The sequence below is a fragment of the Secundilactobacillus similis DSM 23365 = JCM 2765 genome (assembly GCF_001311075.1).
Lineage (GTDB): Bacteria > Bacillota > Bacilli > Lactobacillales > Lactobacillaceae > Secundilactobacillus > Secundilactobacillus similis.
This window is the reverse complement of sequence record NZ_BBAD01000038.1, coordinates 22765-29595: the sequence shown is the minus strand read 5'-3', so window position 1 is coordinate 29595 and position 6831 is coordinate 22765. Positions and strand designations below refer to the sequence as shown.

General features: G+C 48.5%; 4 protein-coding genes and 1 pseudogene. All 5 read right to left on the bottom strand.

The window, feature by feature from the left end; translation table 11 throughout:
• Positions 1-51 precede the first annotated feature (51 nt).
• Entirely contained in the window at positions 52-1926 is a 1875-nt protein-coding gene (locus tag JCM2765_RS09565) for a sensor domain-containing diguanylate cyclase (RefSeq protein WP_082405069.1), read from the bottom strand.
• Between the two features lie 559 nt (positions 1927-2485).
• Positions 2486-3577, bottom strand: a complete 1092-nt coding sequence (gene asd, locus JCM2765_RS09560) for an aspartate-semialdehyde dehydrogenase (RefSeq protein ID WP_054736306.1) — start codon at positions 3575-3577, stop codon at positions 2486-2488.
• Between the two features lie 171 nt (positions 3578-3748).
• Positions 3749-4930, bottom strand: coding sequence for an aminotransferase class I/II-fold pyridoxal phosphate-dependent enzyme (locus tag JCM2765_RS09555; RefSeq protein WP_054736304.1), 1182 nt, complete (start codon positions 4928-4930; stop codon positions 3749-3751).
• A 158-nt stretch (positions 4931-5088) separates the two neighbouring features.
• Positions 5089-5868, bottom strand: coding sequence for a 4-hydroxy-tetrahydrodipicolinate reductase (gene dapB / locus JCM2765_RS09550; protein ID WP_054736303.1), 780 nt, complete (start codon positions 5866-5868; stop codon positions 5089-5091).
• Between the two features lie 5 nt (positions 5869-5873).
• A pseudogene (dapA, locus tag JCM2765_RS09545) lies at positions 5874-6791 on the bottom strand (4-hydroxy-tetrahydrodipicolinate synthase).
• Positions 6792-6831 lie beyond the last annotated feature (40 nt).

Sequence of the window (6831 nt, the reverse complement as noted above, 5' to 3'; positions counted from 1 at the left end):
GTAAACAAAAAAGGCCAACGTCAATAAAACGCCAGCTTCCATCAATAGAACTCACAACACCGGTAACTCCGGTTTGTTGAAATAATAGCCCTGTAACAAATTAATGCCAAGTTCGTCATGCGCCCAAGCAACTTCATCGGCATTTTCAACGCCTTCTAGAATAAACATCAAGTTGTTTTCCTTAGCAATGTTTAACCAGAATCGAACGCGTTCTTGCATCTGATCAGCATCGTTACCTTTGCGTAGATTTTGCATCGCAAATTTAACCCCGTTCACGTACGGCAGTAAACCGCGAACGACTTCGAAACTGTTGTCGCTTCCCACGTCATCGATTTCAACTCGAATGCCACCTAACCGATAAATGGCAGTAATTCGGCGCATCGTGACGATATCGGGAACATCCGTGATTTCTACCGTCAGCTCTGCCGGCCCTTCACCGCTTGCTTGGAAGTTCGTCAGGGATTTAGCCACGGCTTCATCTTCAAACTGGCCCTGGGTCAAGTTGATTGAGAGTTTGTTGATATGACTGCTAGCCAACGCCTTTTTCATCAAATCGATTTGGGTATCGACCGAAATATCAAACAGCGCCGGTAGGATCCAGCGGTCGTGTTCATGGTCAAACATTCGCAATAATAGCTCGTTTCGATAGCGATCATATTCCGGCGTAGAGACGTCCGTAATTCCCTGCGTGAAGAAGGCGTACGTTGCCAACAAATCGTGGTTCGACCGTTGGTGCAACGTCTCACCTTCCACCGTGATCGTATCCCGACCAGCCCGCTTGCTCAGATATAAATTATCATCGGCCCGTTTATACGTGTCTTCAATCGTCCGGTCAGTATCACGCATTGCCGTCATCCCAATTGAAATTGTAATGGCCACATCGTAATCACCGTAGGAAAAGTGCTGCTTACGAATCGTCTCCCAGCACTCCTTAGCAACCGGCAAGACCTCTTCAGGCGTCTGATTAGGAAAGGTAATGTTAAACTCTTCCCCACCAGTTCGGTAAATCCGATGAGCATCACCGTATTTGCCCAACACCTCACTCAACGATGTCGCCACGCCAATTAAAATCGCGTTACCGGCCAAATGCCCGTAGTGGTCGTTGATCTGTTTGAAGTGATCGATATCTAAACCAATCAACGTCAAAGGTTCCCCGTTTTCGCGAGCCTCATCAAACATTTCGGTGATATCGTGTTGATACAGTGAATACGTCTTGGCGTTGGTTAATTGATCGTAGTTCGCCAACTGTTGCATTTTAATATTCTTAACCGATTCGTGGTGCTGCCGAATCCACAATAGGGCGGAGATGCCGGCCATGCAACCAAACATAAAAATCGCCTGAATGGCAATCATCGCTCGATCTCCCGGCGCTGAAAACGGTGGTAGGAACGACCAGAACACAACGGCTAGTGCGGTAAACAAAATCACACTCTCTACGAAACTCTCTCGAATTCGTGACCGAAAACGGCGCATCACAACGACCCCAACCACTAAAAAGGCAACGGCAATCCAAAAACGGGTTGTTTCGTAAGTCCCCATATAATGCATCAGCCAAACACTAAGCATGCCAATGATTCGTAGCGCAACCTCTGACTTATTAATTCCGGTATCGAGTAACGGAAAAATCAGCAAAAACAACCCCACGTTGTGAAACATCATCGAATCGGGGCCCTTAACGTACCCCATCAAATGAAAAATCATGCCCGTGCCGATCGACATCACCATTAACAGCATTCGGCCACCAATTTGACGCCAACGTTGAACATCAGCAGTTCGAAAGCTATACACATACAGTTTTTGATAGTAACTCACAAACCCAGAGGCAAAAAACGTCGCAATAATCAACTGCGCCAACAGCATCGGCAGCGACAAGACTGTTAAATGTAACACCATATTCAAATGAATCCCTAATATCGTATGTGACATCTATCTTCCCTCAATCATTCCGAGCTATCTGACCACGATAACTCGCCTTTTAATCACCCTACCTAATCCATTACTTATAAGTAAAAGTATACAATAACTTCCCCGATATCGACATTACAAATATTCGAATTTGTGTAACATTAGCCACTGTTAGCCGATTTCATTGACAAGTCTACGGGTTACGCTTATGTCCAGCGTAAGTGTGCGGAGCGAGACGGGTTGAGAGCAGTGTGCAAGGTAACATCGGTGAAGGCGCCCGGGCCTGGCGGGTTTACCGATGTTGCCTTGCATGCAGCTCTCAGTCTCGCGCAGCACCATTCGACGCGGTAGCCAGAAAGCGCGTGGTTGACAAGTTTCTACAACTTCAGGAACCCTGGGAATAACAGTTTAAATGGCGCCGAATCTTGTAGCCTGAACGAGCGCTTTTTGATGCGGCTTTGGCGAGCGAAGCTATGACAAACAGCCTACAACCAAATCGCACCCAACACTAACGCTGGACACAATCAACAGCACAAAAAAGCACCAACTCTCAATCGAGTCAGTGCTTCAAAATTCAACGTTATTTTGCCGTAATGTAACCCTGAGCCTTCAACAGTTCGGCACAGAGAACCGCACCACCAGCGGCGCCACGGGCCGTGTTGTGAGAAAGACCGACAAACTTCCAGTCGTAGACCTTGTCTTCACGTAACCGACCGATGGAAACGCCCATGCCGTTTTCGAAGTTCACGTCTTGGGTGACTTGTGGCCGGTCGTCTTCCGTCATGTACTGAATAAACTGCTTTGGTGCACTTGGTAAGCCCAACCGTTGTGGTTCGCCAGAGTAGTTTTCAAGGGCATCGATCAATTCTTGCTTCGTTGGGTTCTTGTGGAACTTCACGAAAGCAGCAGCCGTGTGCCCGTACAAGACTGGTACTCGGATACATTGGGTGGTGATCACTGGGTTATCCGTTGGGACGATGGCCTTTTGTTCATCGTCAACGTGGCCCCAGATCTTCAATGGTTCGCGTTCAGACTTTTCTTCTTCACCGCTGATGAACGGAATCACGTTGCCCACCATTTCTGGCCAGTCTTTGAAGGTCTTACCAGCACCTGAAATGGCTTGGTAAGTCGTTGCAACGACTTCGTAAGGTTCAAATTGGCGCCAAGCGGATAGTGCTGGCGTATAACTTTGAATCGAACAGTTTGGCTTAACGGCGATGAAGCCGCGCTTCGTACCTAAGCGTTCGCGTTGGTACTTGATGACATCCGTGTGTTCTGGGTTGATTTCTGGAATCACCATTGGCACATCAGCGGTCCAACGGTGGGCGCTGTTATTTGAGACAACTGGTGTTTCAGCCTTAGCGTAGGCTTCTTCCAACTTCCGGGTATCAGCCTTGTCCAAGCTAATGGCAGAGAAGACAAAATCGACTTGGCTGGCAATGTCGTCAACGTTAGCGGCATCTTGTAAAACCAATTGCTTAACGGCTTCTGGTACTGGCACATCCATCTTCCAGCGACCATCAACGGCAGCTTCGTAGGTCTTGCCAGCGCTGTGGGCACTCGCTGCAACTAACACGACTTCAAACCATGGGTGATTGTCGAGTAAGGTGACGAATCGTTGACCGACCATCCCCGTTGCCCCAATCACACCAACTCTTAACTTATCACTCATTTTACGTACCTCGATTTCAGTTCATTTTTAGCACTGAGTCGTCGCCTGCCAAAAGCTGACAAACTGCCCGGTGAGTTGTTATATCATTTAATACATGATTATGGCTTCAATGTCAATTGAATTGACCACAATTTATTAAAGACAGGTTAATTTATTAAAATTGTCTCGTTTTTATAAGCATTTAACGAAAGTCGTCATCCGGTCCATCGCCACTTTCAGATTCTCATCCGAAGCCGCGTAAGAGAAACGAATGTAGCCCTCACCACCAGCACCAAAGGCACTACCGGGAACGCCGCCGACTTTAGCCTTTTCAGCTAAGTCCTTCGCAAACTTCACGTCATCCTTGCCGTAAGCGGCTGGAATCTTAACGAAAGCATAGAATGCTCCTGATGGGGTCGGCATTTCAAGGCCCATCCCATTGATGGCTTGTTCAACGAAATCGCGTCGTTTTTGGTAAACTGCGCGCATCTCAACGGGGTCTTGTAACCCGTTTTCTAAGGCTTCACGCGCACCCGCTTGCGCCGGGTTCGATGGTGAGGTCACCATGAAGGCGTGCATCTTGGTGGCACTGGCCGCAAATTCTGCGGGTGCAGCGATGTAACCGATCCGCCAGCCAGTCATTGCATGAGATTTGGATAATCCGTTGATCAACACAGTCCGTTCTGGTAGTAACTTGGCGATGGAGAAGTGTTCCACGCCGTAGACTAATTCGCTGTAGATTTCATCCGCAATCACGAAGAGGTGGTGGGCTTTGATAACTTCGGCCAACGCTTCAATATCAGCTTGGCTATATTCCACACCAGTTGGGTTGCCTGGGTAGTTTAAGAGGATCGCCTTAACAGCGGGACCCTCCTTGGCCAAGGTCGCTTCCAACCGTTCTGGAGTCAACACAAAGTCGTCCGCTGACGTATCCAATTGAATCACTTCAGCCCCGGCAATGGTGACCAGTGGGAAATACAGGGCGAAGGCTGGTGTTGGGATAATCACCTTATCACCAGGGTTCAACATCGCTAAGAAGCTTGCACAAACCGCTTCCGTTGCCCCAACCGTTGTAATAATTTCAGTTTCAGGATCGTAATCTAATCCTTGGCTCACTTGCAAATAGTGACTGATGGCGCGCCGCAGTTCAATGGTCCCCTTTTGCGCTGAGTAGTGGGAATCGTTATCCTTAATACTTTGGATAGCGGCTTCCTTAACGTGTTCGGGGGTGTTCATGTCCGGTTCCCCTAACGTTAATTTGACGATTCCGGGAATTGCAGAAATCTTTTGATCAAACTCCCGGATTCCGGAAGGTCCCACCTGGTTCAAACGGTCATTGACCTGGCTGGAAAGTTCACTCGCTAATTTTGGCACCGTTGTCACTCCTTAATTAAAATCCGCTGACGATTTCGTTAGCGTCATTTCGAATAATCACGTTACTGCCGTCAGCTTAATTGCCACTGGCGACCAACGTAGTTCGTGAAGCCCATTGGACCTCACCGAATAAGTTTAATATTCACATTATAAAACAATTAGAGGACGTTTTCGAGTCCCACAACTAATTCGTTCAAATCAAGCACGTTATCCATCGCCACTTTGACGCCGGTCATGAAGGATTCGCGATCAAAGGAATCTTGGCGAATCGTCAAGGCTTCCCCCGGGCCGCCAAAGAGGACTTGTTCGTGAGCAACGTAACCTGGTAAGCGAACCGCGTGGATCCGGATCCCGTTGTAGTCGCCACCACGAACACCCGCGAGTGATTCTGTTTCGGCTGGGTTGCCCTGCTTGTGCTTTGGACGAACCTCATCGATCAACTTAGCGGTGCTCAACGCCGTTCCAGAAGGCGCATCCGCCTTGTTGTCGTGATGCATTTCAATAATTTCAACGTCTGGGAAGTAGGCAGCGGCTTCCTTGGCAAACTTCATTAACAACACAGCGGACATGCCGAAGTTTGGTGCAATCAACCCGCCAAGTTGTTGCTTAGCAGCTAGCGCCTGTAATTCGGTCACTTGTTCGTCAGTCAAACCGGTGGTCCCCACAACGGGGTGAATGCCATGTTCGATTGCAAATTTAACGTTGGGATAAACCACGCTTGGTAACGTAAAGTCGATCCAGATATCAGCATCCGTTTGAATGTCATCTAACGCACCAAAAATCTGAACGTTAGCGGGCAGGTCGTAGTCTGCAGGGGTGGTTGACGTCAACCCAGCCGCAAACCCAGCAACCAATTCGTAACCAGCTGTCCGTTGCACTAACCGAACCGCCTTTTGGCCCATCGCACCGGTAAAGCCGGCAATTAATACTTTCGTCATCTAAATTAAGCCTCCAACTCTACGGCAACTTGGTGGGTCAACGCATCAGCATCTAAGTCCAACGCTACGGCTAATTGTGACTTTTCAGCATCGTTCAATGAGGCAATTGGTAAGCGGCAGTCGCCAACGCCAAAGCTTGGGCGTTCAAAACGGCTTGATTGGTGATGGAGATGGGAACATGAAGCAAGCTGCCATCTTAGGGGTCAATTGACGCTTCAACTGACCAGCCTTGGCTAGGTCACCAGCGTACAAGGCATCGTACATCGCCCGAATTTGAGTGCCGTAGATGTGTGAAGCCACTGAGATCACCCCAGCACCGCCAACAACACGGGCAGATAAGGCTTGGGCATCTTCACCACTGTAAACGTAGAAGCCTTCAGCGGTATTTTCAACCAAATACTCAATATCTTCAATTGAGGTACACTGCTTAACACCCGCAATCATTGGGTTTTCGGATAAGGTAACGATCGTGTCGTTGCTCATCGTCACGCCAGTCCGACCAGGAATGTTGTACATGATCAGTGGCTTTTCAGCAGCGGCCGCAACGGCATTGAAGTGCGCGATCATGCCACGTTGGTTAGGCTTGTTGTAGTATGGCACAACCACTAAGGCGTAATCGATGCCGTCAATGTGGGTGACTTCTTGCGTCAATTCAGCGGTTTCGCGGGTGTTGTTGCTCCCGGTACCGGCAATTACTGGTACCCGACCGTTAATGATTTGGGCAAAGCGAGTGTAAAGTTCGATCTTTTCATCATGCTCAACGTTGGGGTTTCACCAGTCGTCCCGCCAATCACGAAACCGCGACTCCCTGTTTCCAATAAGTGGTTGGTCAGGCGTTCAAGGGCGTCGTAGTTAATTTGGTCATTGTCATCAAATGGGGTAATAATTGCGGTCATTAAATCAACGTTTTCTAATGTAGTCATTTGAATTACTTCCTTTTTTAGTTGGCGGTTACGAGCCGTA